23 protein-coding genes and 1 pseudogene are annotated in these 23920 nt (G+C 63.9%); 15 read left to right on the top strand and 9 right to left on the bottom strand.

Features of this window, described 5'->3' with window-relative positions; genetic code table 11:
- Positions 1-78: 78 nt before the first annotated feature.
- Positions 79-1692: an ABC transporter substrate-binding protein gene (locus RX331_RS35865; protein ID WP_317254284.1), complete on the bottom strand. Its 1614-nt coding sequence runs from the start codon at positions 1690-1692 to the stop codon at positions 79-81.
- Between the two features lie 198 nt (positions 1693-1890).
- Between RX331_RS35865 and RX331_RS35860 the strand changes: the two genes are divergently transcribed.
- From RX331_RS35860 to RX331_RS35830, 7 genes are all read left to right on the top strand, one after another.
- Positions 1891-3549 carry an ABC transporter substrate-binding protein gene (locus RX331_RS35860; RefSeq protein WP_317254283.1) on the top strand — a complete coding sequence of 553 codons (1659 nt, stop codon included), beginning with the start codon at positions 1891-1893 and terminating at the stop codon, positions 3547-3549.
- 206 nt (positions 3550-3755) lie between these two features.
- On the top strand, positions 3756-4709 hold the full coding sequence (locus RX331_RS35855) for an ABC transporter permease (RefSeq protein WP_317254282.1): 954 nt from the start codon (positions 3756-3758) through the stop codon (positions 4707-4709).
- A gap of 11 nt (positions 4710-4720) precedes the next feature.
- Positions 4721-5599, top strand: coding sequence for an ABC transporter permease (locus RX331_RS35850; RefSeq protein ID WP_410708344.1), 879 nt, complete (start codon positions 4721-4723; stop codon positions 5597-5599).
- A gap of 4 nt (positions 5600-5603) precedes the next feature.
- Positions 5604-6683, top strand: coding sequence for an ABC transporter ATP-binding protein (locus RX331_RS35845; protein WP_317254280.1), 1080 nt, complete (start codon positions 5604-5606; stop codon positions 6681-6683).
- Positions 6680-6877 (top strand): hypothetical protein, encoded by a 198-nt coding sequence (locus tag RX331_RS35840; RefSeq protein WP_317254279.1) that lies wholly within the window; start codon positions 6680-6682, stop codon positions 6875-6877. Before RX331_RS35845 ends, RX331_RS35840 begins: the two co-directional genes overlap by 4 nt.
- Positions 6874-8283, top strand: coding sequence for an amidase (locus RX331_RS35835; RefSeq protein ID WP_317254278.1), 1410 nt, complete (start codon positions 6874-6876; stop codon positions 8281-8283). Before RX331_RS35840 ends, RX331_RS35835 begins: the two co-directional genes overlap by 4 nt.
- On the top strand, positions 8280-9263 hold the full coding sequence (locus tag RX331_RS35830; RefSeq protein ID WP_317254277.1) for an ABC transporter ATP-binding protein: 984 nt from the start codon (positions 8280-8282) through the stop codon (positions 9261-9263). The genes RX331_RS35835 and RX331_RS35830 overlap by 4 nt, the downstream gene beginning before the upstream one ends.
- Before the next feature lie 145 nt (positions 9264-9408).
- On the opposite strand, the gene RX331_RS35825 is transcribed toward RX331_RS35830, so the two are convergent.
- Entirely contained in the window at positions 9409-9648 is a 240-nt protein-coding gene (locus RX331_RS35825) for a hypothetical protein (protein ID WP_317254276.1), read from the bottom strand.
- A gap of 102 nt (positions 9649-9750) precedes the next feature.
- Here RX331_RS35825 and RX331_RS35820 point away from each other — a divergent pair, with 102 nt between their 5' ends.
- Entirely contained in the window at positions 9751-10020 is a 270-nt protein-coding gene (locus RX331_RS35820) for a GlsB/YeaQ/YmgE family stress response membrane protein (protein WP_317254275.1), read from the top strand.
- On the opposite strand, the gene RX331_RS35815 is transcribed toward RX331_RS35820, so the two are convergent.
- The gene (locus RX331_RS35815) at positions 9951-10313 is read right to left on the bottom strand and encodes a hypothetical protein (RefSeq protein WP_317254274.1); all 363 of its coding nucleotides are present in this window, start codon (positions 10311-10313) and stop codon (positions 9951-9953) included. The two genes, RX331_RS35820 and RX331_RS35815, sit on opposite strands and share 70 nt — an antisense overlap.
- A 390-nt stretch (positions 10314-10703) precedes the next feature.
- Here RX331_RS35815 and RX331_RS35810 point away from each other — a divergent pair, with 390 nt between their 5' ends.
- Both RX331_RS35810 and RX331_RS35805 read left to right on the top strand, forming a co-directional pair.
- The gene (locus RX331_RS35810) at positions 10704-12446 is read left to right on the top strand and encodes a type I secretion system permease/ATPase (protein WP_317254273.1); all 1743 of its coding nucleotides are present in this window, start codon (positions 10704-10706) and stop codon (positions 12444-12446) included.
- The gene (locus RX331_RS35805; protein ID WP_317254272.1) at positions 12443-13750 is read left to right on the top strand and encodes an HlyD family type I secretion periplasmic adaptor subunit; all 1308 of its coding nucleotides are present in this window, start codon (positions 12443-12445) and stop codon (positions 13748-13750) included. Before RX331_RS35810 ends, RX331_RS35805 begins: the two co-directional genes overlap by 4 nt.
- A 184-nt stretch (positions 13751-13934) precedes the next feature.
- On the opposite strand, the gene RX331_RS35800 is transcribed toward RX331_RS35805, so the two are convergent.
- The gene (locus RX331_RS35800; protein WP_317258321.1) at positions 13935-14825 is read right to left on the bottom strand and encodes a hypothetical protein; all 891 of its coding nucleotides are present in this window, start codon (positions 14823-14825) and stop codon (positions 13935-13937) included.
- A 132-nt stretch (positions 14826-14957) separates the two neighbouring features.
- Positions 14958-15440, bottom strand: a pseudogene (locus RX331_RS35795) (CinA family protein).
- A 131-nt stretch (positions 15441-15571) separates the two neighbouring features.
- On the opposite strand from RX331_RS35795, the gene RX331_RS35790 reads away from it, so the two are divergent.
- Genes RX331_RS35790 through RX331_RS35780 form a run of 3 tightly spaced genes read left to right on the top strand, consistent with a single transcriptional unit; the run spans position 15572 to position 18164 of the window.
- Entirely contained in the window at positions 15572-16651 is a 1080-nt protein-coding gene (locus RX331_RS35790) for an amidohydrolase family protein (RefSeq protein WP_317254271.1), read from the top strand.
- Positions 16648-17751 carry an amidohydrolase family protein gene (locus tag RX331_RS35785; RefSeq protein WP_317254270.1) on the top strand — a complete coding sequence of 368 codons (1104 nt, stop codon included), beginning with the start codon at positions 16648-16650 and terminating at the stop codon, positions 17749-17751. The genes RX331_RS35790 and RX331_RS35785 overlap by 4 nt, the downstream gene beginning before the upstream one ends.
- On the top strand, positions 17751-18164 hold the full coding sequence (locus RX331_RS35780; protein ID WP_317254269.1) for a Rieske (2Fe-2S) protein: 414 nt from the start codon (positions 17751-17753) through the stop codon (positions 18162-18164). The genes RX331_RS35785 and RX331_RS35780 overlap by 1 nt, the downstream gene beginning before the upstream one ends.
- A 12-nt stretch (positions 18165-18176) precedes the next feature.
- On the opposite strand, the gene tcuB is transcribed toward RX331_RS35780, so the two are convergent.
- The 4 genes from tcuB to RX331_RS35760 form a co-directional block, all read right to left on the bottom strand.
- Complete coding sequence (tcuB, locus tag RX331_RS35775; protein WP_317254268.1) at positions 18177-19292, bottom strand: tricarballylate utilization 4Fe-4S protein TcuB; 1116 nt, start codon at positions 19290-19292, stop codon at positions 18177-18179.
- A gap of 31 nt (positions 19293-19323) precedes the next feature.
- Positions 19324-20355 carry an esterase gene (locus RX331_RS35770; RefSeq protein WP_317254267.1) on the bottom strand — a complete coding sequence of 344 codons (1032 nt, stop codon included), beginning with the start codon at positions 20353-20355 and terminating at the stop codon, positions 19324-19326.
- A 55-nt stretch (positions 20356-20410) separates the two neighbouring features.
- Positions 20411-21802: an FAD-dependent tricarballylate dehydrogenase TcuA gene (tcuA, locus tag RX331_RS35765; RefSeq protein WP_317258320.1), complete on the bottom strand. Its 1392-nt coding sequence runs from the start codon at positions 21800-21802 to the stop codon at positions 20411-20413.
- Positions 21803-21994: 192 nt separating this feature from the next.
- Positions 21995-22894: a transcriptional regulator GcvA gene (locus tag RX331_RS35760; RefSeq protein ID WP_317254266.1), complete on the bottom strand. Its 900-nt coding sequence runs from the start codon at positions 22892-22894 to the stop codon at positions 21995-21997.
- Between the two features lie 114 nt (positions 22895-23008).
- Between RX331_RS35760 and RX331_RS35755 the strand changes: the two genes are divergently transcribed.
- Both RX331_RS35755 and RX331_RS35750 read left to right on the top strand, forming a co-directional pair.
- Complete coding sequence (locus RX331_RS35755) at positions 23009-23212, top strand: DUF1127 domain-containing protein (RefSeq protein WP_317254265.1); 204 nt, start codon at positions 23009-23011, stop codon at positions 23210-23212.
- 71 nt (positions 23213-23283) lie between these two features.
- Positions 23284-23916 (top strand): GNAT family protein, encoded by a 633-nt coding sequence (locus RX331_RS35750; RefSeq protein WP_317254264.1) that lies wholly within the window; start codon positions 23284-23286, stop codon positions 23914-23916.
- Positions 23917-23920 lie beyond the last annotated feature (4 nt).

Here is a 23920-nt window from a genome sequence, read left to right as displayed (position 1 = left end):
CGCGGCGTACTGGATACTCCGCTTTCGCGGAGTATGACGACTGTTATGCGCGGCGGGAATGCCCCACCTCACGCTGGCCTACTCCAGCCCGATCTGTGTCAGATCCTGGAACCAGTGCTGCGCCTGCACGAACTTCTTCACCTTCGGCGACAGCGCGTGCGGGTTGGTGTCGTGCACCACCCAGACCAGCGTGGCGTCGTCGACGATCTGCGCATGGGCCTGCGCCAATAATTCGTCCTGCTTGGTGACATCAAAGGTCTGCTTGGCCTCGTCGATCAGCGCATCGACCTTCGGATTCTTGTAGCCGCCCCAGTTGACGCCGACAGGCGCGACTTGGCCGGAGTGGAAGAAGCGCACGATGGCATAGAGCGGGTCCGACGTGACATAGGCGATGTTGTTGGAGGTGATGTTCGCGTTCATCTCATCGGCCGCGCCCTTGCGCCAATGCGTGTAGAGCGTTTCGAGCTCGACCACCTTGAAGTCGATGTCGATGCCGATTTCCTTGAAACTCTGCTGCAGGAATTCGTTCATCGGCAGCGACAGCATCTGTCCGGTGCCGCCCTGCGCTATGATAAAGGTCGTCTTCAGCGGCTTCTCCTTGGAGTAGCCGGCTTCCTGGACCAGCTTCTTCGCGGCTGCGACATCGTATTTCAGTTCGAACGAGGGCTTGCCGAACCACGGGCTCGACGGGTCGACCTGGCCCTTGGCGGGTTTTGCCAGGCCGTTCATCAGCCCGACCACGGCGTCGCGATCGATCGCAAGGTTGAGCGCCTTACGCAGACGGATATCGGTCCAGGGCGAGCCGGGCAGCACGCTTAAATGATAGTTCCAAACATGCGGCGTGACGTTGTCGACGATCTTCATGCCGGCGGATTTGAGCTGCGGCACCGCGTCCGGCGCCGGCGTCTCGATCAGGTCGACTTGGCCCGCCAGCAGCGCATTGGTACGCGTCAGCGCCTCCGGCATCGGGATCAGCACGATCTTGTCGGCCTCGGGCAGCCGCTTCTTGTCCCAATAGTCGGCATTCTTCGTCAGCTCGGCGAGCTCGCGCGGCACGAGCTTCGTGAGCTTGAACGGCCCGGTGCCGGAGGGCTGGCTGGCGAACTTGTCCCAGTCCTTGCCGAGCTTTTCATATTGCGCGGGGCTGGAGACCAGGAACCAGAGCATCTGGTACGGAAAGAATGAATCGACCGTCTTGGTCGTGATCTCGATCGTGTCGTCGTCGACCTTGGCGTAGCTTGCCACCGAGGGCAGGCGGGTCTTGACCTGCGCGCTCTGCCGCTTGTCGAACTGCGGTGCCTTCTCGTTGAGCACCTTGTCGAGATTCCAGATCACGGCATCGGCGTTGAAATCGCTGCCGTCGTGAAACTTGACGCCCTTGCGCAGGGCAAAGCGCCATTTCTTCTTGTCCTGATCGTCGACCTTCCATTCGGTGGCGAGCCCCGGCACCAGCTTGCCGGGACGGTCAGCAACGTCCATCTCCCAGGCGACCAGCGGATCGTAGATCGTATAGGCGGAAAACTGATAGGCGCCGGCGCCACGGTCAGGCTGGCCTGATGTCAGCGGGATGTCCGCCATCGATATGCCGTAGCGCACAACGCTCTCCGCCTGCGCCGAATTTGTAGGCAAGCCAAGAGGGAATCCGACGGCTATTGCCGCGGCAGCAAGAAGCATCGAATATCGGGTGCGCATGATTTAAGCTCCATCGGGCGGGGGTGGAGTTAAAAAATGCAAACTTGATGCCAGATGGAGCATGGAAGGCGCAGTTGCATGCACATACCCATGGGAGTTGTGCGGCTAAAGGCCCCCGGCGGCGCGCCATCCTTGGCACAGGCGTTGCATACCTTTGCATAAGAATTAGTCACCCAAGTCGAGAAGGGATTGCTGCATATGCGTAACGGGACAACGAGAAAGACGGCCACCGCGTGGCTGCTGGCAACGGCGCTGGTGGCCGGATTGCCGCAACTGGCGAGCGCCGAAACGGTACTGCGGATCGGCATGACCGCTGCCGATATTCCGCGCACGCTGGGCCAGCCCGACCAGGGGTTCGAGGGCAACCGCTTCACCGGCCTCACGATGTACGACGCCCTGACGATGTGGGACCTCTCGTCGGCCGACAAGGCGAGCGTGATGATCCCCGGGCTCGCGACCGAGTGGAAAGTCGATGAGGCCGACAAGAAGAAATGGACCTTCAAGCTGCGTCCCGGCGTCAAATTCCATGACGGCAGCGACTTCAATGCCGACGCCGTGGTCTGGAACGTCGAGAAGGTCTTGAAGCAGGACGCGCCGCAGTTCGACGCCAGCCAGGTCGGCGTCACCGCCTCGCGCATGCCGACGCTGGCCTCCGCGCGCAAGATCGACGACATGACGGTGGAATTGACCACCAAGGAGCCGGACAGTTTTCTGCCGATCAACCTGACCAATCTATTCATGGCGAGCCCCGCGAAGTGGCAGGCGCTTTACGACAAGGCTGAAGGCGCGGACGCCAAGGCAAAATCGCAGGCCGCCTGGGCCGCCTTCGCCAAGGACGCTTCGGGCACCGGCCCGTGGAAGATGTCGCAGTTCACGCCGCGCGAGCGGCTCGAACTCGTCAAGAACGAGGGCTATTGGGACAAGGGCCGGGTGCCGAAGATCGACAAAATGGTGCTGCTGCCGATGCCGGAAGCCAATGCCCGCACCGCGGCACTGCTCTCCGGCCAGGTCGATTGGGTCGAGGCGCCGGCCCCGGATGCCGTCAAGGAGATCAAGGCGCGCGGCTTCCATCTGCAGGCCAATGAATCCCCGCATGTCTGGCCGTGGCAGTTCTCGCGCATCGAAGGCTCGCCCTGGAACGACATCCGCGTGCGCAAGGCGGCTAATCTTTGCATCGACCGCGAAGGCCTCAAGGACGGCCTGCTTGCCGGCCTGATGGTGCCGGCCACCGGCACCTTCGAAGCCGGACATCCCTGGCGCGGCAAGCCGACGTTCGAGATCAAGTATGATCTGAAGGCCGCGCAGAAGCTGATGCAGGAAGCCGGCTACGGCCCGAGCAAGAAGTTGACGGTGAAGACGCAGACCTCGGCGTCGGGATCGGGTCAGATGCAGCCCCTGCCGATGAACGAATATCTGCAGCAGGCGCTGGCCGAATGCTACTTTGACGTCCAGCTCGACGTCATCGAGTGGAACACGCTGTTCACCAACTGGCGCCGCGGCGCCAAGGACCCGACCGCCAACGGCGCCAACGCCACCAACGTCACCTATGCGGCAATGGACCCGTTCTTCGCGCTGGTGCGCTTCCTGCAATCATCGATGGCGCCGCCGGTCTCGAACAATTGGGGCTATATCAACAATCCCAAGTTCGACGAGTTGGTCACCAAGGCGCGTCAGACCTTCGACCCCGCGGCGCGTGACGCGGCGCTCGCCGAGCTGCACGCGGCCTCGGTGGACGATGCGGCGTTCCTCTACGTCGCCCACGACGTCTCGCCGCGCGCGATGAGCCCGAAGGTCAAGGGCTTTGTGCAGCCGAAGAGCTGGTTCGTCGACTTCTCGCCGGTGTCGATGGCGCCGTAGTTCTGGACTGCGATGTTGCGCCCTCTCCCCTTGTGGGAGAGGGTGTCTTCGATGCGCAGCATCGAAGACGGGTGAGGGGTTCTCTTCGCGGACACACCTCTCTCGTTTGCATCGTCTGCATCCGCGGATAGAACCCCTCATCCGGCGCGGACCAATGCCCGCGCCACCTTCTCCCACAAGGGGAGAAGGCAAGAAGAGAGTTGCTCGTGCTCGCTTATACTGCCCGGCGTATCGTCTACGTCATTCCGATCGTGATCAGCGTCGCGCTGGTGTGTTTCCTGCTGGTGCACATCACGCCCGGCGATCCCCTGGTCGCGGTGTTGCCGGCCGATGCCTCGCAGGAACTCGCCGCGCAAATGCGTACTGCTTACGGCTTCGATCGGCCGCTGCCGGTGCAGTTCGGGCTGTGGCTATGGCGTGCGATCCATGGCGATCTCGGCGCTTCGATTGCGACCGGCCGCCCGGTACTGTCGGAAGTGCTGCGCGCCGTCGGCAATACGGTGACGCTCGCCATCGCAGCCGCGCTGATCGGCTTCACGCTCGGGCTGCTGTTCGGCCTGATCGCCGGCTATTTCCGCGACACCTGGGTCGACAAGGTCGCGACCTCCTTTGCCATCGCCGGCGTCTCGGTGCCGCATTACTGGCTCGGCATGGTGATGGTCATCATCTTCTCGGTGCAGCTCAACTGGCTGCCGGCGGTCGGCGCCGGTCCCGGCGGCTCCGGTGCGTGGGCGTGGGACTGGGAGCACATGAAATATCTCATATTGCCGGCGATCACGACGTCGGTGATCCCGATGGGCATCGTCACCCGCACGGTGCGGGCGCTGACCGGCGATATCCTGAGCCAGGACTTTGTTGAGGCATTGCGCGCAAAAGGCCTGCGCGAGACCGGCGTGTTCAAGCACGTCATCAAGAACGCGGCGCCGACCGCGCTTGCGGTGATGGGCCTGCAGCTCGGCTACATGCTGGGCGGCTCGATCCTGATCGAGACCGTGTTCTCCTGGCCCGGCTCGGGACTGCTGCTCAACTCGGCGATCTTCCAGCGCGACCTCCCGCTGCTGCAGGGCACGATTCTGGTGCTGGCACTGTTCTTCGTCACGCTCAATCTCCTGGTCGATATCGCGCAGGCCGCGATCGATCCGCGCATCAAGCGGAGCTGATCATGGCCGTGATGTCGGATACCGCGCTGCAGGCCGCCCCTATCACCAAGGCGCGCGGCTACTGGGCGACCGTCGGCCGCCGTATCGTCAGAGACAAGGTCAGCATGGTCTGCGCGTTCATTCTGGCGCTGATCTTCGCCTCCGCGCTGCTGGCGCCCTGGCTAGGCCTAGCCGACCCCTATCAGGGTTCGATGATCCGCCGTCTCCGCCATATCGGCACGCCGAACTATCCGCTCGGTACCGACGAGCTTGGCCGCGACATGCTGGCGCGGCTGATCTATGGCGGACGGCTCTCGCTGATCATCGGCATTTTGCCTGTCATTTTCGCGTTCGTGATCGGCACCTCGCTCGGTCTGGTCGCCGGCTATGTCGGCGGCCGGCTCAACACCGCGATCATGCGCACGGTCGACGTGTTCTACGCCTTCCCCTCGGTGCTGCTGGCGATTGCGATCTCCGGCGCGCTGGGTGCCGGCATCGTCAACTCGATCGTCTCGCTGACCATCGTGTTCGTGCCTCAGATCACCCGCGTTTCCGAAAGCGTCACGACAGGCGTGCGCAATATGGACTTCGTCGAGGCCGCCCGTGCCTCCGGCGCCGGCCCCTTCACCATCATGCGCGTGCACATGCTGGGTAACGTGCTCGGGCCGATCTTCGTCTACGCCACCGGCCTGATCTCGGTGTCGATGATCCTTGCCGCCGGCCTGTCGTTCCTCGGCCTCGGCACCAAACCGCCGGAGCCGGAATGGGGGCTGATGCTGAACACGCTGCGCACCGCGATCTATGTCAATCCCTGGGTGGCGGCGCTGCCCGGCGTCATGATCTTTGCGGTGTCGATCTGCTTCAACCTGCTCAGCGACGGCATGCGCAGCGCCATGGATATCAGGAACTGACGCGATGAGTGAGACATATCAGTCAGTCGAGGCGCTGGAGCAGGTCGAGGACATCGGCGGCGCGGCACAGCCGCTGCTGCAGGTTACCGGTCTGACCAAGCATTTCCCGGTGCGCGGCGATCTCTTCAGCGCGCGCAAGACCGTACGCGCGGTGGATGATGTTTCCTTCTCGATCGCCAAGGGCGAAACCGTCGGCATCGTCGGCGAATCCGGCTGCGGCAAGTCGACCACCGCGCGACTTTTGATGCACCTGATGAAGCGCGATGCCGGCAACATCATCTATGATGGCATGCAGGTCGGCCGCGCGCTCTCTCTTCGAGAGCTGCGTCGCGGCATGCAGATGGTGTTTCAGGACAGCTACGCCTCGCTCAACCCGCGCCTGACCATCGAGGAATCGATCGCGTTCGGTCCGAAGGTTCACGGCATGGCTGATGGCGCCGCGCGCACGCTGGCGCGCGAACTGCTCGGCAAGGTCGGCCTGCGGCCCGAAACCTTCGCCAATCGCTACCCACATGAGATCTCCGGCGGCCAGCGCCAGCGCGTCAATATCGCCCGTGCGCTCGCACTGTCGCCGCGGCTCGTGATCCTCGATGAAGCCGTCTCGGCGCTCGACAAGTCGGTCGAGGCCCAGGTGCTCAACCTGCTCGCGGACCTGAAGCGCGAATTCGGCCTGACCTACCTGTTCATCAGCCACGATCTCAACGTCGTGCGCTACATCAGTGACCGTGTGCTGGTAATGTATCTCGGCGAGGTGGTCGAACTCGGTCCGGTCGACAAGGTCTGGGATCAGCCTTCGCATCCCTATACGCGGGCGCTGCTCGCCGCCATGCCGTCGTCCGATCCCGACAACCGCACCGAGACGCCTCCGATCTCGGGCGATCCGCCGAATCCGATCGATCCGCCGCCCGGCTGCCGGTTTCACACCCGCTGTCCGTTTGCGGAGCCGCTCTGCGCAAACGCCACGCCAAAACTCAGCGATGTCGATACAATGGGCCATCAGGCGGCGTGCTACATGGCCATTGCAGGCTCCGGGCACAGCCGCGCACCGGCCAACAAGAACAACAAGGGAGCAACCGCCGCATGAGTAGACCCGAACCCAAACAGGTCAAGGTAATGACCGATGTCGCTGGCGTGCCGCAGGATGCAGAGGTGTCCGCGCGTATCGCCAATTCGATTGGACCTGCCTTTGACGGCTTTGCGCCGATCGCCGGCACGCTGCCGATGGATCTCGAGCCGGCAAGCTTTCTCCTGGTGCAGAACGCCAAGGTGTCGAAATGAGCGAACCGGCCCTGATGTCGCTCGTTGCGGTCGCCAAGGCGATCGCCGCCAAGAAGATCTCCTCGCGCGAGGCAACACAATCCTGTCTCGACCGCGTTGCGCAATGGCAGCCGCGCGTCAACGCCTACATGGCGATCGAAAAAGAGGAGGCGCTCGCCGCGGCTGACGCCGCCGATGCTGATCTCGCCAAGGGCGCAATTCGCGGCCCCCTGCACGGCGTGCCGATGGCGCACAAGGACATGTATTACGACGCCGGCAAGGTCGTGACCTGCGGCTCGAAGATCCGGCGCGAGTTCGTCGCGACCACGACCTCGACGGCCTTGCAGCGGCTGAAGGAAGCCGGCTCGGTCAGGCTCGGCTCGTTGCAGATGGTTGAGTTCGCCTACGGCCCGACCGGTCACAACGTGCATTACGGCGCGGTGCGTAATCCCTGGAATGTAGATCACATCACCGGCGGCTCGTCCTCCGGCTCGGGCTCGGCGGTCGCGGCGCGGCTGACCTTTGCGGCGCTCGGTTCCGACACCGGCGGCTCGATCCGGATGCCCGCGCATTTCTGCGGCGTCACCGGCTTCAAGACCACCGTCGGCCTGATCAGCCGCGCCGGCGCGATGCCGCTGTCGCAGTCGTTGGACACCGTTGGGCCGCTTGCGCAAACCGTCGAAGACTGCGCGCTGCTGGTCGGGCTGATGGCGGGTGCCGATCCCCAGGATCCGACCACCTCGACGCGGCCGGTACCGAACTATATGGCGGCGACCACGGCTTCGCTGAAAGGCGCGAAGATCGGCGTGCCCACAGCCTTCTATATCGATGACCTCGATCCCGAAGTGGCGCGGGTGCTCGACGAGACCATCGCGACGCTCAAAAAAGAGGGCGCCGAGATCGTCAAGGTCGAGCTGCCGGATCAGCGCCAGCTCACCGCTGCCTGCCAGATCGTGCTGGCCACCGAGGCCGCTGCCTTCCACAAGCGATGGATGATCGAGCGTCCGCAGGATTACGGCGCGCAGGTGCTGATGCGGCTCCAGAACGGGCTCGCGATCCCGGCCGTCACCTATCTCGAAGCGATGCGCTGGCGTGGCCCGGCACTGTCGGCCTATCTGGCGGCCGTCACCGGCACCGATGCGGTGATCGCGCCGGTGGCGCCGATGCCGGCCGCCACGATTGCCGAAAGCGATGTCGGCAACAGCCTTGAGGCGGAAGCTGTGATCCAGCGGATCACGCGCTTCACGCGCCCGATCAATTATCTCGGCCTGCCGTCGCTCTCAATCCCTGCAGGCTTCACCAAAAACGGCCTGCCGGTCGGCATGCAGTTGATCGGCCGCTCCTTCGACGAGGCAGGACTGGTGCGGATCGGCGCGGCATTCCAGCGCGCCACCGACTATCACCAACAGGTACCCAAACTGGCATGAGCAATCTCGTCGACGTCAGGGACCTCAACATCCGCTTCACCGGCGAGCGTACGGTTCACGCCGTCAACGACATCACGCTCTCGCTCGGTGAGGGCGAGGTGCTCGGCCTGCTCGGCGAATCCGGCTCGGGCAAGAGCGTGACGCTGCGGGCGCTGATGCGGCTGTTGCCGCGGAAGCGGACGCAGATTTCGGGCACGGTGAAGGTGCTCGGTCGCGACGTGCTGGCGATGAACGACGAGGAGCTCTCGGCGTTCCGCGGCCAGACCGTCTCGATGATCTTTCAGGAGCCGGCGCTGGCGCTCGATCCCGTCTACACGATCGGCCGCCAGATCGCCGAAAGCGTGATCCGCCATGAAGGCAAAAGCGAAAAGGAGGCAATGGCCCGCGCGCTGGAGATGCTTGAGGTTGTGCGCATTCCCTCCGCCAAGCGCCGGCTCGAGGCCTATCCACATGAAATGAGCGGCGGCATGCGGCAGCGCGCGATGATCGCGCTGGCGCTGGCCTGCAAGCCGAAGATTTTGCTCGCAGACGAGCCGACCACGGCGCTCGATGCCACCGTCCAGATCCAGATCCTGCTGCTGCTGCGCGAATTGCAGCGCGAGTTCGGCATGTCCGTGATCTTCGTGACCCACGATATCGGCGTCGCCATCGAAATCTGTGACCGCGTCGCGGTGATGTATGCCGGCCAGATCGTGGAGCAGGGCAAGTTGCGCGACATCGTCCGCAGGCCGGTGCATCCCTACGCCAAGGGTCTGTTGGCCTCGACCGTGCACGGCGCCAAGCGCGGCCAACGGCTGGAGACGATTCCGGGCACGCCACCTTCGCTCGACAAGGCGCCTGTCAGTTGTTCGTTCGCGCCGCGTTGCGCGGTAGCCGAGCCGCGCTGCGGCGAGCGCTTGCCGCCCAATGTGCAGGTGTCGCGGGATAGGACGGCGCGTTGTGTTCTGGCGGAGCCGGTGGAAATTTCTGCGGTCGACTAAAGCGGCGTTCCCCGGATGCTGCGCAGCGCGCCGCACTTCGCGGCGTGGTGCGCTGCTGATCCGGGGTCCAGTTGTTGTGGAGTATTGGGTCTCGGCTCTGCGTCGCATCACTGCGTGACGCGCCGCGTCCGGGACATCAGACCAGTCAGCCGCCCAGCCCTGGGTCGGCCCATTGCTCGATCTGTGACGGCCCTACGACTTGCTTCGGCTGATGGGGATTGAGGGTGCCGGCGCTGGCGGACCAGCCCTTGGCCAGGATTTGCATCGCAAACAGTTTGGCGTCGATTTCCGATTTGAAGGTGCGAGTCGAACGTGCCGTGCTTCCCGCAGCGGCCTCCGTCTTGTCCGGACCGAAAGTCACATACCAAATATCGCTTTGTTTCATGCCGACATAACGCGCGTGACATAAAAAAGTTTCACTTCGCAGCGCAGTTGGAATCCGGGACGGCTCATGCCATCGGCCGGCCCGAACCCTGGGGGACTTCAAATGGTGATTTCCAACGAAGGCATTCTCGTCATTCTTTTTGTGGGCCTGATCGCCGGCTGGCTCGCCGGCAAGATCGTGCGCGGCACCGGCTTCGGCATCATCGGCGACATCCTCGTGGGCATCGCTGGCGCGCTGCTGGCGAGCCTCTTATTTCCCAAGGTTGGCATTCGCCTCGGCACCGGCTTGGTCTCCGAGATCGTCTATTCCACGATCGGTGCCATCATCCTGCTGGTGATCGTGCGCCTGCTCCGCACCGGCGGGCGGTGGTAGCACGCTACTATTTCGCGCGGCTCACCGCGCTGATATCCAGCGCCGCACCACGGCGATCCGCGGTCGCGCACCTGCTCGGTGCGCGAGACCAGATAGATCGTCTCGCTATGCGCGGCTTCGAATGCAAAGGGCACGACCAGCTTTTTGCCGAACGAAGGCCGCGCTTTGATCAGCGGCGACATCGCGCGCGTGACGCCGAGCCCCCGCTCGGGCGCCTCCAGCATCGCCGGCAGGCTGTCGAGCCACAGATGCCCGCGCGGTGTGAGATGCTGGGCGGTCGCCAGCCTGCTCACGGCGGAAATCGAGGGATGTGGTGGCGGATCCGAACCCGAATTACGGTGCAACTGTTCCACCAGCCGGAAGGCGGATGGGTCGGCGTGCGCGCCGAGGCCAGGGGGGCGGCCGGCGGGTGGCCTGGGCGCCGGAAGCGGGGTCCTGCTCGACATCCACGGCGAGATCGGCCGGGTCTCGATGTCGGTGATACTTGTGCCGTTTCCGGGCAGCCAGAAGCCCGATTCCACCCCGGCACTGGCGCCAGCGTCAAATTAGCCGGCCAAACGCGCGATCTGTGACCCTTTCATAAGGGTGAACTGAATAGAGGTTAACGTGACTTAAAATAGACGGTGTCCAAAAACACCGGTAAAACCTGTACGTACCTTATCCGTTTGAAGAGATGCGCATTAATGGCAGCCGCCCCCGGCGTCCGGCGTTCCGAACTCGGTGAAGCGCTGCGCGCCTGCCGCAACGCCTTTATCGGCGTCGGCGTCATGAGTTGCATGATCAATATCCTGTACCTCACCGGCTCGATCTTCATGCTTGAGGTCTACGACCGCGTGTTGCCGAGCCGCAGCGTGCCGACCCTGGTCGGCCTCGTGATCCTCGCCGCCGGCCTCTACGCCGCGCAAGGCGGTCTCGACCTGATTCGCGGCCGCATCCTCGGCCGCATCGGAACCGCGCTCGATGAGGCCATCAATACGCGGGTGTTCGAGACTGTGGTGCGCCTGCCCCTGATTGTCGGCAGCCGCAACGAGGGCCTGCAGCCGCTACGCGACCTCGACAATGTCAGGTCGTTTCTGGGCAGCATGGGGCCGGGCGCGTTCTTCGATCTGCCCTGGCTGCCGTTCTATCTGGCGATCTGCTTTGCGTTTCACTGGCTCCTCGGCGTCACCGCGCTGGTCGGCGCCGTCATTCTCGTCACGCTGACGCTGGTCACTGAGTTCCTGTCGCGCCCGCCGGCGAAAGAGGCGATGACACTGGCGGCGCGGCGCAACGACCTTGCCGCCACCAGCCGACGCAATGCCGAAGTGCTGGTCGCGATGGGCATGGCGGGACGCCTGACCAAGCGCTGGAGCGAGGCCAACGAGAGCTATCTCGCCGGCAACCAGCGCGCCAGCGATGTCGCCGGCGGCCTCGGTGCGGTCGCAAAAGTTTTGCGCATGATGCTGCAATCGGCGGTGCTTGCGGTTGGCGCCTACCTCGTGATCCACCAGGAAGCCACCGGCGGCATCATCATCGCCGGCTCGATCCTGAGCGCACGCGCGCTGGCCCCGGTCGACCTCGCCATCGCCCACTGGAAAGGCTTTGTCGCCGCGCGCCAGAGCTGGCATCGCCTCTCCGGGCTGCTGGAGAAGATGCCGCCGGCGAACCAGCAGACGCTGCTGCAGGCACCTAGCACGCGGCTGTCGGTCGAGGCTGTCAGCATCGTGCCGCCGGGCGAGCAGCGCCTCGTCGCGCAGGACGTCAGCTTCGTCGTCGAGGCCGGCACCGGTCTGGGCGTGATCGGACCGAGCGGTTCGGGCAAGTCGTCGCTGGTACGCGCGCTGGTCGGCGTCTGGGCGCCGGCCCGCGGCAAGGTGCGGCTCGACGGCGCCGCGCTCGACCAATGGTCATCGGACGTGCTCGGCCGCTACGTCGGCTATCTGCCGCAGGACGTCGAGCTGTTTGCCGGCACCGTAGCGCAGAACATCTGCCGCTTCGATCCCGAGGCGAAGTCGGACGCGATCATTGCCGCCGCCAAGGAGGCAGGCGTGCACGAGATGATCATCAAGATGCGCGAGGGCTATGACACCCAGATCGGCGAGCAGGGCGCGGCACTGTCCGCCGGGCAGGCCCAGCGCGTGGCGCTCGCGCGCGCGCTCTACGGCAACCCGTTCCTGATCGTGCTCGACGAGCCCAACTCCAACCTCGACAGCGAGGGCGATGAAGCGCTGACGCGCGCGGTGCGCGCCGCGCGGGCCCGCGGCGCTATCGTCATCGTGGTGGCGCACCGGCCGGTCGGCATCGAGGCGGTCGATCAGCTTCTCGTGCTGAAGGACGGCCGCATGCAGGCGTTCGGGCCGAAGGAAGCCGTGCTCAGCCAGGTGCTGCAGCGCCCGGCCTCGCCGCCGATCAAGATCGTGTCCGAAGCGGGAGCGAAGAAGTCATGAACGCCGAGCTGAAGGGCGCACGCCGTTCGATCCGCAGCCATCTCATCGTGGGTCTTGCGCTGATGCTGGTGCTTGCCGGCGGCTTCGGCGGCTGGGCCTCGACGGTGCAGATTTCGGGTGCTCTGATCGCGCCCGGCTCGGTAGTGGTCGATTCCAACGTCAAGAAAGTGCAGCACCCGACCGGTGGCGTGGTCGGCGAGGTCCGCGTGCGCGATGGCGATATCGTCAAGTCTGGCGACGTCGTGGTGCGGCTCGACGAGACCGTGGTCAAGGCGAGCCTTGCCATTGTGGTCAAAACGCTGAACGGCCTGTGGGCGCGCGCGGCGCGGCTGGAAGCCGAGCAGCGCGGCCTCGATCAGATCAAGTTCCCGCCGCAACTCACCGAACGCGCCGACGATCCCGATGTGCGCGATATCATGGCTAGCGAAACCAAGCTGTTCGAGGTCCGCGTGTTTGGCCGCGCCGGGCAGAAATCGCAGCTGCGCGAGCGCGTTGCGCAGCTCAACGAGGAGATCGCAGGCCTCACCGCGCAGGAACAGGCCAAGGACAAGGAAATTGCGCTGGTCGAGAAGGAGCTGGTCGGCGTCCGGCAGCTCTATGAGCAGCGCCTGATCCAGATCTCGCGTCTGACGGTGCTGGAGCGGGACCTCGCCCGCCTATCGGGCGAACGCGCGCAATACATCGCCGCGCGAGCGCAGGCAAAGGGCAAGATCACCGAAACCGAGTTGCAGATCATCCAGATCGACAAGGACGTGGTCAGCGAGGTGTCCAAGGACCTGCGCGAGACCAATGACAAGATCGGCGAGTTCGTCGAGCGCAAGGTCACCGCCGAAGACCAGCTCCGCCGCATCGACATACGCGCGCCGCAGGACGGCGTGGTGCTGCAGTCGACGGTGCACACCGTCGGCGGCGTCATCACCGCGGGGGACGCCATCATGATGATCGTCCCGAAGGCCGACGATCTCTCGGTCGAGGCCAAGGTCAATCCGCAGGACATCGACAAGCTGCAGATCGGCCAGAAGACATTGCTGCGGCTCTCCGCCTTCAACCAGCGCACCACGCCGGAATTGAACGGCGTCGTCACCCGCGTCTCCGCCGACGTCACCACCGACCAGCGCACCGGCCAGAGCTACTACACCATCCGCGTCTCGATGCCGCCGGACGAAGTCGCCCGCCTCGGCGAGGTCAAGATCATTCCGGGCATGCCGGTGGAAGCGTTCGTCCAGACCGGTGACCGCACCATGATGTCGTATCTGATGAAGCCGTTCCGCGACCAGTTGATGCGCTCATTCAGGGAGCGGTGAAGTTCCTGATCCGTCCTTGCCGCGTCTTCGCATGGGCCCCGGCTCTGCGTCGCATCACTGCGTGCCGCGCCGCGTCCGGGACACGACAGCTTTTTGGGGGGCCTCCGTTCCCCGGACGCTGCGCAGCGCGAAGCGGTGCGCTGCAGAGCCGGGGCCGATGCACTGTGTCCGTAGACCTTGGCTCCTACCTCCTGTCATATTCATCCGGCCCCATCGCCCACGCCCACTCTTCGTGGCCGGCTGCGTAGGTGCGGTTGGTTTCGGCCGGGTTGCGGTTGACGAGCGGCCGCATGAACATCGGGTGGGTGGCGCTGCGCACCTCGTGCTCGACGGTGAACAGGTGTTTGCCGCTATCGAGATCGACGATGTCGCGGAAGCGGTATTGATATTGGTTGTCTTCCTGCGAGATCAGGCCGCGCTCGCCGAGGCGACGATAGGGACCGGAAAAATCCGTGATGTAGATCTGCACGTGATGACCGTCGTATTCCGGCTGCGCGCGGTCGGTCTCACGGAATTGCAGGTACTGGTTCTTGCCCGCCTTGACGCGCACGACGGTGCCGTCGCCATTCAATAGCTCTGCCTGCATGCCCATCACCGCGGGATAGAACGCAGAAATCGACTTCGCGCTTCCGACCGGCACGTCGAACTCGACGTAGGGAATGCCAAGCGTGATGCGCCCGAAACGTGCCGCATCCGGCTCATAGCAGCGCACGCGGTTGCCCCAAGGGCAGATCGCCTCGACATGGTCGTTGCGCTCGCTGAATGAGAATGCCGTCCCTTCCAGCTTCTTGGCCACCGACGCCAGCCGATCGAGCAGGGACTCGCGTCCGGCGATGACGAGGCCGGTATGGCCGCGCAGCACCTGCGCTGCGCCCTGCGGAAGATGAAACTGACTCCTACCGACATTGACCCACATGTTGCTATCGGAGACCATGAGATAAGGATCGCGCGTCAGCCCGAGCCCGGCGACATAGAACAGCGTCGCCAGCCGTTGATCGGGAATGGTGACGTTGACGTGCTCGAGATGGATTGAGTTGCCGAGATCTTCTGCGGCGCGGTCGAATTGTTGCATGATGCGATCCTCATGTGGGTCTACATTCCTAACTCTCGTAGCGTGGGCAAAGCGCAGCGTGCCCACCGTTCTTTCTTTCCTTGGATCAAATGGTGGGCACGCTTCGCCTTGTTTGCCTACCCGACGAATTCATCGTCACTTCGACAGATTCTCCAGCAACAACTCCAGCGCCGTCTTCGCAAACGCCTGCATATTTGCTTGCCGGTCATTGCTCCCCGTCTCCAGCGTGACCACGGTGCGTTGCGGGCCCGCGACCGCCGTGCAGCAATGCCCGGCGGCGTCCCCGTAGCGGTTGCCGGTCGGTCCTGCCGCGCCGGTTTCCGACAAGCCCCAGTCCGTTGCAAAACGCTCGCAGACCTTGCTCGCCAACAGCTTCGCGTAGGGCTCGGAGGCGGAACGGATGCCCTTCATCGCCTCATCGGGAATATCCATCAACAGCCGCCGCGCATCCCGCGTGTAGACCACGCCGCCGCCGAGGAATTAGGCGGACGCGCCCGGCACCGACAGTAGTGCCGCCGAGATCAATCCACCGGTTGAAGATTCGGCGACCGCAATCGTCTGTTTGCGCGCGATCAATTGAGCGGCAATCTTTTCGGCTATTGTTATGAGTTCTTTCATCTCACCTCCCAAAAATCCCGCCAGTCATGTCTTCCTAGCACAGGAGGTTCACGTTTGCCGAGTTGCGGCGCGCGGGCCGCCCTGATTGAATGGCTCGAACGACCGCTTGAAGCGGCACACGGGGAAACACCATGACGTCGCCGCTTCCCGGCGGCGTGGATTGCGATCTGCATCCCGCCGTTCCGCATTTGACCAGCCTGTTGCCCTACATGAACGACTATTGGCGCGACCAGGTAACGACGCGCGGCATGACCGATCTGGTCTCGCAATCCTATCCGACCAACTCGCCGATCTCTGCGCGGCCGGATTGGCGGCCTGCGCAGGGCAAGCCGGGCTCGGACCTCGCCGAGATGCAGAGGCAGGCGCTCGACCGGTTCGGCACGGCTTACGGCATCTGCAATCCGCTCTATGGCGTGCAGATGGTGTTTTCCGAGGACATGCAGGACGCATTCTGTCGTGCCTTGAACGACTGGCTCGCCAAGGAATGGCTCGACAAGGATGACCGCCTGCGCGGCTCGATCGTGATCCCCACGCAAAGCGTCGAAAAGTCCGTCGCCGAGATCGAGCGCTGCGCCAAGGACAAGCGCTTCGTTCAGGTGCTGATGCTGGTCATGGGCGACATGCCGCTTGGCAAGCGCGCCTATTGGCCGATCTACGCCGCGGCCGAACGGCTGGGCCTGCCCATCGGCATCCACGCCGGCAGCGCCTATCACAACCCGCCGACCTCGGTCGGCTGGGGTTCCTATCACATCGAGGATTATGTCGCGCAGGCGACCGCATTCCAGACCCAACTCACCAGCCTGATCGTCGAGGGCGTGTTCGCCAAGTACCCGAACCTGAAAATGGTGATGCTCGAGTCCGGTTTTACCTGGCTGCCGGCCTATCTGTGGCGGCTGCACAAGTTCTGGCGCGGCATCCGGATGGAGACGCCTTGGGTCGACCGCGCACCGCTGGAGATTGTGCGAAGCAACATCCGTTTCTCGCTGCAGCCCGTCGATGCGCCGCCCGATCCCGCAACCCTGAACCGCCTGTTTGACCATATGCAGTCGGACGAATTGCTCCTATTCTCGACCGACTATCCGCACTGGCAGTTCGACGGCGACGAGGTGCTGCCGCCGGGATTGTCGCCCGATCTGGTCCGCAAGATCATGATCGACAACCCGCTCGCGACATATAGCCGGCTGCAGATAGTCAGGGAGACGACGCCATGAACGTCCAGTTTCGCCCGGGGTCTTCGGCTTCCGTCATCATCAAGACCGCGATCGCCGATTGTGACATCCATCCGGCGCGCGCGACCAATGAAGAACTCTTTCCTTATCTGGCTAAACGCTGGCACGAACATCTCGAGGCCTACGGCAAACAGGCCTATCACGGCATGATGGAAGGGCCGCCCTATCCGAAGGCGCAGCCGAATGCCTCGCGCCGCGACGCCTGGCCGCCGGAAGGCGGGCCGCAAGGCTCCTCGCTGTCCTTCATGCAGAAGCAGCTGCTCGATCCCTATAATGTCGCGCTCGGCGTGCTCAATCCGCTCAACAGCGGGCAGGGGCTGCGGAACCAGGACTTGGCCGGTGCGATCTGTTCAGCGATCAATGACTGGCAGATCGAGAAATGGACCAGCAAGGACAAGCGTCTGAAGGCATCCATTGTCGTCGCCAATGAGGACGGCGTGACCGCCGCCGCCGAAATCCGCAAGCGCGCCGGCGATCCCAACTTCGTGCAGGTGTTGCTGCTCTCCCGCAATGTCGAGCCGCTGGGACAGCGCCGCTACTGGCCCGTCTACGAGGCGGCACAGGAGATCGGGCTGCCGGTCGGCGTGCACGCCTTCGGCTTTGGCGGCAATCCGCTCACCCCATCGGGCTGGCCGAGCTTCTACATCGAGGAGATGGTCGGCCATGCGCAGTGCCAGCAGACCGTGCTCGCAAGCCTCGTGGTGGAAGGCGTGTTCGAACGGTTCCCGAAGCTCAAGATGGTGATGATCGAGGCCGGCTTCGGCTGGGCGCCATCGCTGGCCTGGCGGCTCGACAAGCATTTTGAGAAACTTCGCAGCGAGGTGCAGCATCTGAGGCGCAGGCCGTCCGAATATATCCGCGACCACATCTGGTGGACCACGCAGCCGATGGAAGATCCGGAACGGCGCGATCATCTGTTCCAGGTGATCGAATGGATCGGCTGGGACAAGCTGTTGTTCGCGACCGACTACCCGCATTGGGATTTCGACGAGCCGTCGCGCGTGCTGCCGCCCGGCGTCAGCGACGCCAACCGCGAAGCGTTCTATCTGGGCAACGCAAAGAAGCTGTACGGGATATCCTGATGGTGCGTCACGTCATCGCCCCGGTGGACGAGCTGCCGCCGGGGACGCGAAAATTCCTCGACATCGACGGGCGGCCGATCGCGATCTTTAACGTCAAGGGCGAGCTCTTCGGCCTGTTGAACCGCTGCCCGCATCAGGGCGCGGCGCTATGTGAGGGACCGCTGATTGGGCTGGCGCAGTCCACCAACCCCGGCGAGATCGAATACACAAAACTCGGCGAAATCATTCGCTGCCCCTGGCATGGCTGGGAATTCGATATCCGCACCGGGAAGTCCTATTGCGACCCAAAACGCTTCCGCGTCCGCGCCTATCCTGTCAACGTCGAGCCGGGATCGGCCGTGGTGAAGGGGCCGTATGTCGCGGAGACGATCGCGGTGTCCGTCGAGAGCGACTACGTGGTGGTGGACTTGTAGTCGCCCGCGCCGTTACTCTCCCGCCCCATGCGCCATCGCTTTGCGCTCCATCGCATAGCGCACCAGCGCCACAAACCGGTAGATGCCGTGGACGAACTTGCCGTAGGGCATGGTGATGAACAGCGAAAACACTACGCCGAGATGCAGCGCCAGCAGCGGGCCCATCGCCGCCGTCTCGCGCAGCATCAACAGCGCTATACCGGTGAGACTGGCCAGGAACAGCATGACGATGAACGCGACGTCCATGCCGTAACGCGTTTCATCGACCAGCACGGTGTCGCGCTTCGATCGTTCGGCAAGCAGGCCGATCGGCCCGATCAGAAGCCCGATGCCGCCCAGCGTACCAAGCACGACGGGCAGGTCCCACCATGGGTAGGGCGCTTCTCGTGCAAGCAGATAGTGATACAGCGTGGCGACGCAGGTGGACGCAAAACACAGCGCGAAGCCGTAGAAGGTGAAATGGTGATAGAGCCGGCGCCGGTCGGTCGGACGGTCGTCCTCGTTGAAGCAGCCGACGCCGCCGCCATCGAGATAGCGTAGCTCGCCGGCATCGCGCATCGCCTGGAACAACGCGCCTGCATCGGTCTTCATGCCGACGGGCTCGCCGATGTCGCGCCAGAACGCGCGTACGCCCATCGCCAGCGCCACGATTGCGTAGAGGAATGCCGCGCCGAACAGCGCCGCCATCGCGTTGTGCGGCATCAATTTGTAGAACGCGCCCGGCCCGGTATGGATGCCGAACAGCACCTGCCGGTCATGCCAGGCTGCGAAGCCGAAAATGAATGCGGCGACGCTGAAGGCCGCGACCAGGCCGATGACGAGCCCGTTGCGCGCAAACGCGCCGGCGAAGGCGCGCGGCCAGACATAGGCCGCCCAGGATTCCGCGCGCGCTATTGCCAGCGTCTTCGGCACATTGACGTCGAACTCATGCGGCGGCGAGAACTGGCAATCGGTGTAGCAGGCGCCGCAGGCGTGGCAGAGATTGGCGAAATAGTTGAGGTCGCCGTCGGAGAACGCGCGGCGCATCTCCATCGCCGGGAAGACCGCACACAGTCCCTCGCAATAGCGGCAGGAATTGCAGACCGTCATCAGGCGGTCTGCTTCCTCGAGGATTTGCGTTCCGTGCATCAATTGCTTCCTGCCCCTTACGCGAGCCCGGTCACTTCGTCAGGCCCTTTCCCTCGAGCCATTTCTGGATCAGGCCCGCGACCTCAGCGTTGTTCTTGTCCATCATGATCATGTGCGAATTTCCTTTGATGCCGGCCTGCGGCAGGTCGACGACGTCGACGCTGCCGCCCGCCGCCCTGACGGCGTCCGCAAACGCAAGGCCGTTGGCGCGGATCTTGGGCCAGCGCGAATCCTTCTCGATGTAGTCGCCATAGATGATCAGCGTCGGAATGTTCTTCAGCGCGTCGACCTTGGCGGGATCGCCGAGACCGGCCGGCTCGACCGCAATCAGCGCCTTCACCTTGTCGGGCCGCGCCTGCGCCACCTTGAAGCCGAAACTGCCGGCCTGGCTGTGGAACAGGATGATGGAGGGACCGACGCGGTCGATCTCGGCGATATAGGCAGCGATGATGGCGTCGTCGGTCGTGGTCCAGCGCGGCACGTTCTGCTTGACGAAGTTCTCATAGCCCTCGTTCGGAAACTGGCTGCCCGGCATCAGCTTGCGCTTGGCGGGATCAGGATCGTAGGAGCCGGCGCCGTCACCGATCCGAAAGCGCTCGAACGGGTTGGCGGTGGTGAGGAACACCGGTTCGCCCTTGAAGATATCAGGGTATTGCGCCCAGCCGGCGCGGCCGCGCTCGACCGCATCGGAATTGTAGACCGCCCAGCCCTTGCGCAGGAAATAGTTCAGCCAGCCCTCGCGGCCATCAGGCGTCGTCTCATAGGTGACGCCGGTCAGCCCGCCGCCATGCCACATCAACAGCGGGTAAGCTCCCTTCTCGTTGGCAGGCAGAAAATACTGCACATACATCTGCTCGACCTGGTAGGTGCCGTTGGGATCGACCCTTGCCGGCACGCCGCCCGGCGTGAAGGTGACTTCTTTCACCGGCTTGCCTGAGATTTCAACCAGCCGCCCGCCGACATGAAACGAACCCATGTCGCGCAGCGCGATCGGCTCGGCGGCGTCGGCAAGTGTTGCGGACATCAGAACCGCAACGGCAGAAGCAATCCCTATGCGCACCATCGAATCCTCCCTGTTGCTTCTCCCTCTCCCCGCGAAGAGCGGGCGAGGTTACTTTCTAGTTCCTCGCATTCTTCGCCGCTTCCCGTCCCGCGACGCGGCCGAACACGCTGCCGATGGTCATGCCGATGCCGGCCGCATAACCCTTGCCGAGCACATTGCCGGCCATGATCTCGCCGGCGGCGAACATGTTGGCAGAGGGCTTGCCGTCCTTCATCACCATGCGCGCCTGCTTATTCACGCGAGTGCCGAGATAGGTGAAGGTGATGCCGGGCCGCACCGGATAGGCAAGGTAGGGCGGCGTCTCGATCCTGCGCGCCCAATGCGTCTTCGGCGGCGTGATGCCTGCCGTGCGGCAATCGTCGAGGATCGTGTGATCGAAGGTGCCGGGCTGCACCGCGGCGTTGAAATCGGTAACGGTCTTTTCCAGCGCGGCCGGCGCGAGGCCGAGCTTGCCGGCGAGCTCGGCCAGCGTTGTGCCTGCGATCGGCGGAAATAGCGTGGGCATGAAGCTGGTGAGCACGGTCGAATCGAAGATGATGTAGGCGATCTGGTCCGGCTGCGCCGCCACCAGGCGCCCCCAGATGGCGTAGCGCTTCGGCCAGATGTCCTCGCCCTCATCGTAAAAGCGCTCAGCGTGCTTGTTGACGACGATGCCGAACACGACCGAGTCGTGCCGCGTGATGATGCCGCCGTCGAATTTCGGCGCTCGGGCGTCGATTGCGACGGCATGACACTGGGTGGGATCGCCGATGTCCTGCACGCCCTTGTCGAGTAGCATTTTCAGAATCGAGCCGCGGTTATAGGGCGTGCCGCGGATCAGGAAATTGTCGGCTGCCTCGCCCCAATACTCCTTCAGCCATTCGATGTTGGCTTCAAACCCGCCCGCGGCCGCTACCAGCGCGGAGGCGCGGATTTCGCTTGCGCCATCGATCGGCTGCTTCAGCTTCGCTGACAGGAACATGCCGCCCTCGATCCTGATATCGACGACCTCCGCGTCATAGGCGATCTCGATACCGAGTTTTTCCGCCGTGAGATAGAGCGCATTCAGCATTGCCCGTCCGCCGCCGAGGAAGAACGAGTTGGTGCGGCCGAGGCTCAGCGTCCCGCCGAGCGACGGCTGCCAGCGCACGCCCTGTTCGACGATCCAGTTCAGGATGTCCTTGGACTCCCGGATCATGAATTTGGCGAGTTCCTCATCGGTCTGGCCGCCGGTCAGGCGCAGCAGATCATCCCAGAACTCTTCCTCCGTATAGGGGCCGGTGAGAATCTCGGTCGCGGCATCGTGCGCGCAACGCATGTTGCGGGTGTGGCGGGTATTGCCGCCGCGATAGAATTTAGGGGCGCCTTCCAGCACCAGCACGGAGGCACCCGCGCGTCGTGCGCTGATGGCGGCGCAGAGCGCGGCGTTGCCGCCGCCGATCACCAGCACATCGAACTTCTGCTTCAAATCGGCCATGCGCTCTTGTTGTCGTTGTTGGCCTGGAATCAAACCGGCGCTTGGCCAGGCAAATCCATCCGTCCCAGCGATTGTCTAGCCTGATGCAGCGGCCGCGTCACGCCTCTCGTGGCGCACGCATGCGTCATTTGCGCGGCTGCATGCGACGATGTCGCATGCGTGCGCGGTGCGGAATTTTCGCGCTCAGGGATGGTTCTGCACGGAGCCGAGCAGCCATTGCCGGAACGCGGACAGCTTTGGCGGATCGGCGCGCCCGGCGGGCGAGACCAAGTAGAAGCCAGCATCAACCGGAAAGGCAATCTTGAAAGGAACGACCAGGCGACCTTTGGCGATGTCCGCCTCGACATAGGCGGTGCGACCCATCGCAACGCCGAGGCCGTCGATGGCGGCCTGCACTGTCATGAAGATCATGTCGAAGGTGACGCCCGGCTGTTTGGAAAAATCGGCCGGCAGCCCGGCGGCCGTCAGCCACAGCCGCCAGTCGTCGCTGTTGGCGGCGCTGGTGTGCAGTAACACGTGATCCCTGAGGTCTTCGGGGCATTTCAGCGGCTTGCTGCCGTTTAGCAAAGCGGGACTGCATACCGGAAACAGTTCGTCCGCCATCAGCCAGTCGGCGCGGACGCCTTGCCACTGGCCGCGGCCATAGCGGATGCCGGCGTCGACCTTGTCACGCTGGAAATCGATCAGATTCGTCGAAGTGGTGATGCGCACATCGATGCCGGGGTGGGCTTCCTGGAAATTGGTGAGCCGCGGCAGCAGCCATTTGGCGGCGAGCGAGGCCAGCGTCGACACCGTCAGCACATGGTCGTCATCCTTGCGCAAGAGGCGGTCGGTTGCCAGGCGCAGGTCGTTGAAGGCGGCGCGGATGCCCGGAAGGTAGTCCTGCGCCTCCGCCGTCAGCGCGAGCGAGCGGTTCTGGCGGATGAACAGGCGAACCCCGAGCTCTTCCTCCAGCCGCTTGATCTGATGGCTGATCGCGGTCTGCGTAACATTCAGCTCGGACGCCGCCTGCGTGAAGCTCAGGTGCCGTGCCGCGGCTTCGAACGCACGTAGCCCATTCAGCGACGGCAGCCTGGCAGTCATCCCGTGATCCCCCGAAACATGAGTTTATTTCATCCGAAACGGTACAAAGTGTCGTTTGTGGAAGGCCCTGTAGAGGCAGATATTAGCGCCAACAGATTACTACAGGAGCCTAAAATGTCTACTTTCACCCATGAATCGATGATAAATCATCATGGCCCGGGGGTTTTGAGTCAATTGGCCGAGACCTTCCATGTCTGGCGGCAGCGCTACCAGGCCCGCAAGGAGCTGGCGAGCTGGTCGGAGCGGGAGTTGCACGACATCGGCGTCTCCTGGAGCGACATCGCCTACGAGACCGAAAAGCCGTTCTGGCGGGCCTAAATGGCGGCCGGGCTGGCGCCGCCTTCTCGAAGGGGCGCCGGCCATTTCCTTCAGCTCCACGGGAGCGACCCATGACCACGATGCGTCTCGACGATCTCAGGCAATATTCCGACGTGCTACGCTCCCGGCACGGCAAGGCCGTGACCGTGCGTTTCGTCGAGCCGCGCGATGCCGAGGCACTGCAGAGCTACTTCCGCTCGCTCTCGACGCGCTCCCGCTACAGCCGCTTCCTCGGCGCCGCCAGCGAGCTGCCGCCGTCCGAACTCGAGCACTTCATCCATGTCGGCGAAGCCGATCGCTTCAGCGTCGTTGCGACCATGCTGGTTGACGGCCGCGAGACCATCGTCGGCGAAGCCCGCTATGCCTTCGACAGTGCGGCCGCCTCGATCGAACTCGGCCTATCGATCGACGACCGCTGGCAGGGCCACGGCATCGGCGCGGCGCTGTTGAAGAATCTCGAGTGCCGCGCGGCCTCGCTCGGTGCCGAGCGCGTATTCGGCGACACGCTGCGCTCCAACGAGGCCATGATCGCGCTCGCCCGCAAGGCCGGCTACGCCTTCACCAACACGCCCGGCGACTGGCGGCTGACGCGCTTCCTGAAGCAGATCCAGAAACGAATTAAGGTCGAACCGCAGGAAATCCCTTGCGCCGGTTGGCGGCTCACCGCCGTCTCTCCCAGTGCAATGTCCTCGCTTGCGGTTTGACAAC

Source organism: Bradyrhizobium sp. BWA-3-5 (assembly GCF_032917985.1).
Lineage (GTDB): Bacteria > Pseudomonadota > Alphaproteobacteria > Rhizobiales > Xanthobacteraceae > Bradyrhizobium.
Note: the sequence above shows the minus strand (reverse complement) of the source record. Positions and strands in the feature narration are given on the sequence as shown.